Source organism: Lentzea sp., assembly GCF_036380075.1.
Lineage (GTDB): Bacteria > Actinomycetota > Actinomycetes > Mycobacteriales > Pseudonocardiaceae > Lentzea.
The window spans coordinates 1-2,769 of sequence record NZ_DASVFL010000351.1; the positions used below are offsets into that span (position 1 = coordinate 1).

2 protein-coding genes are annotated in these 2,769 nt (G+C 72.6%); both read left to right on the forward strand.

Annotated elements, in window-relative coordinates; translation table 11 throughout:
- Window positions 1–1,188: MFS transporter (locus VF330_RS37155; protein WP_330856428.1), on the forward strand; the 1,188-nt coding region annotated here is incomplete at its 5' end.
- Between the two features lie 230 nt (window positions 1,189–1,418).
- Entirely contained in the window at window positions 1,419–2,606 is a 1,188-nt protein-coding gene (locus VF330_RS37160) for a GGDEF domain-containing protein (RefSeq protein ID WP_330856429.1), read from the forward strand.
- The last annotated feature ends 163 nt before the right edge of the window (window positions 2,607–2,769 follow it).

Genomic DNA, 2,769 nt, shown 5'->3' on the forward strand with positions numbered 1-2,769 from the left:
GCCGGGGACCAGTTCGCGCGGGTCGCGCTCACGGTGCACGTCTACGACCGGACGGCGAGCACGGGGCTGACGGCGCTGACGTACGCGTTGACGTTCCTGCCGGACCTGGTGGGCGGGCCGGTGCTCTCGGGACTGGCGGACCGGTTCGCGCGCAAGAGGGTCATGGTCGCCGCCGACCTGGTGCGGGTGGCGTTGCTGGTGCTGATGGCGGTGCCGGGGGTGCCGTTGTGGGTGCTGGCGGCGCTGCTGGTGCAGGTGCAGTTCGCGGGGGCGCCGCACGGGGCGGCACGGGCGGCGTTGCTGCCGCAGATCCTGCCCGACGAGCGGTATCCGCTCGGTCAGGCCGTGCTGAGCACCGTGACGCAGGCGGCGCAGGTCGCCGGGTTCCTCACCGGCGGTGCGCTGGTGGCGTGGCTCGGGCCGGGCCTGGTACTGGTGGCGGACGCGGTGACGTTCGCGGTGTCGGCGCTGCTCGTCGGCGTGTTCCTGCTGCCCCGGCCGGCTCCGCGCAGCCCGCACGTGCGGGCGTGGCCCGCGGACCTGGTGGGCGGGGCGCGGCTGGTGTGGCGGGACCGGGAGCTGCGGGCACTGCTCGCGCTCGCGTGCGTGTCGGGGTTCTACATCGTCGGCGAGGCCCTCGCGGCGCCCTACGCGGCCGGCGTGGGGGCGGGACCGGCCGGCGTGGGGATGATCTTCGGCGCCTACGCGGCGGGCGCGGCGGCCGGGATGCTGGTGGTCGCGCGGCTGGGTGAGCGGGTGCAGCTGCGGGTGATGCCGTGGCTGGCGATCGCGGCGTGCGCGGTGCTCGTCCCGGCCGCGCTGCGGCCGGGCCTGCCGGTCAGTCTCGGTCTGTTCGCGCTGTCGGGCGCGGCCAGCGCCTACCACCTGGTCGCGAACACGCGGTTCGTGCGGGCGGTGCCGGACTCCTCGCGCGGGCAGGCGTTCGGGCTGGCGGTCACCGCGTTGCGGGTCTCCCAGGGCGTGGGGGTCGCGCTGGCCGGGGTGGTCGCGGAGACCGTCGCCGTGCACCGGGTGGTCGCCGCCGCCGGAGCACTGGGCGTGCTCGCGGCGAGCGGTGCGGCAGTGCTGTGGCTCAGCGCCGGGCCCAGTCGGTCGGGCGGTTCCAGTCGGTCGGACGCAGCCAGTCGGTCGGGCGGACGGGACGGCCGGCAGCGGAGGTGCGGTTGATCATGGCTGCTCCTATGGGTGTTCGTTGCGCGTGAACTGGAGTGGTGACCGGGCTGCGATGCGTGAGGACTACTCACCGTGAGGTCCCCCACATGGAGCCACGACTTTGAGTTACCCGGTAGCTACAGTGGTTGGTTCCTGGACGGTGGTGTGGGGGTGGCAGCGTGCCTTGGCTCGACCCGCGCCGGTGGAAGTTATGGTCGCTTCCCCCTGTGGTGCTGGCCTATGTCGTGACGGTGGTTGCCGCAGCGACCCTCGTCACGCTCGCCACCGCACGACGTACCCCTGCCGAGGCCTTGAACTGGCCCTTCTTCCTGCTGCTCGCCGGCGGTGCCGTGCTGCACCTCGAGGCGGCCCGCGGAATCGAACGGATCCGCGAGATCGGCGCCGAGGGCTCGCCGCACGCCCACATGCAGTCGGTGTGGCTGTTCGCGGGCGTGCTCGTGCTCCCGATGCCGTTGCTGGTGGCGCTGGTGGTCGTCAGCTACACCCATTCGTGGTTCCGGGTCTACAAACGGCGTGCCGTGCTGTTCCGCAAGGTGTTCTCGGCGGCCTCCGTGGTGCTCGGCAGCGGCGCTGCGCAGCTGGTGCTCGGGCTCTTCCCCGGCAGGGCCGTGGACGTCGACGGACCGCTCGGCCTGCTGGTTCTGGTTACGGCCGGGTTCCTCTACTGGTTCATCAACTATGCGCTGGTCGTGACCGCGATCTTCGTGACGAACCGGCACAACCCCGTCCGCGCCGCGCTGGGCAACGCCTCCGACGTGCTGATCGTGCTGGCCTCGGTCGGCCTGGGCTCCGGGGTGGCGATCATCATGCTGGCGCGGCCGTGGCTGACGCCGATGCTGCTGCTCACCGTGCTCGCCCTGCACATGGGGCTGCTGCTGCCGCAGTTCCGCGTCGCCGCCCGCACCGACTCCAAGACGGGCCTGGTCGACGCGACGTTCTGGCACGACGTGGCCGAACGCGAACTGGCCCGCGCCCGCCGCCTGGTCTCCACCGTCGGGGTGCTGATCCTCGACCTCGACCACTTCAAACTGATCAACGACACCTACGGCCACCTCGCCGGCGACCGCGTGCTGCGCGCCGTCGCGGACGCGTTGAAGCACTCGGTGCGCTCCTACGACCTCGTGGGCCGCTTCGGCGGCGAGGAGTTCGCGGTGCTGCTGCCCGGTGTGAGCACCGCGGAGGTCCGCGAGACCGCCGAACGCATCCGGTTCGAGATCGCGAGCCTGCACATCGCCGTCGTCGACCGCCTCGGCGAGGACCGGGTGATCTCCGGGATGACGGCGTCGGTGGGCGCGGCGGTGTTCCCCGACACCGCCACCGAGCTCAGCCCGCTGCTGCTGGCCGCCGACGAGGCCCTCTACCAGGCCAAGAACAGCGGCCGCGACCGCGTCGCCACCGCCACCGCCTTCTAGCAGCCCCAGGCTAGTGCGGTGGCCACAATCCTCACCGGGTTGCGCGCGGCCCAGGTGGACGCCTCGCGGCACCTCCCCCACGCCCCCGTACCACCAGTACGAGGACGTGGGGGAGGCACCACGATGCATCGCCCTGGACCGGTCGCAACCCGGCAAGGGTTCG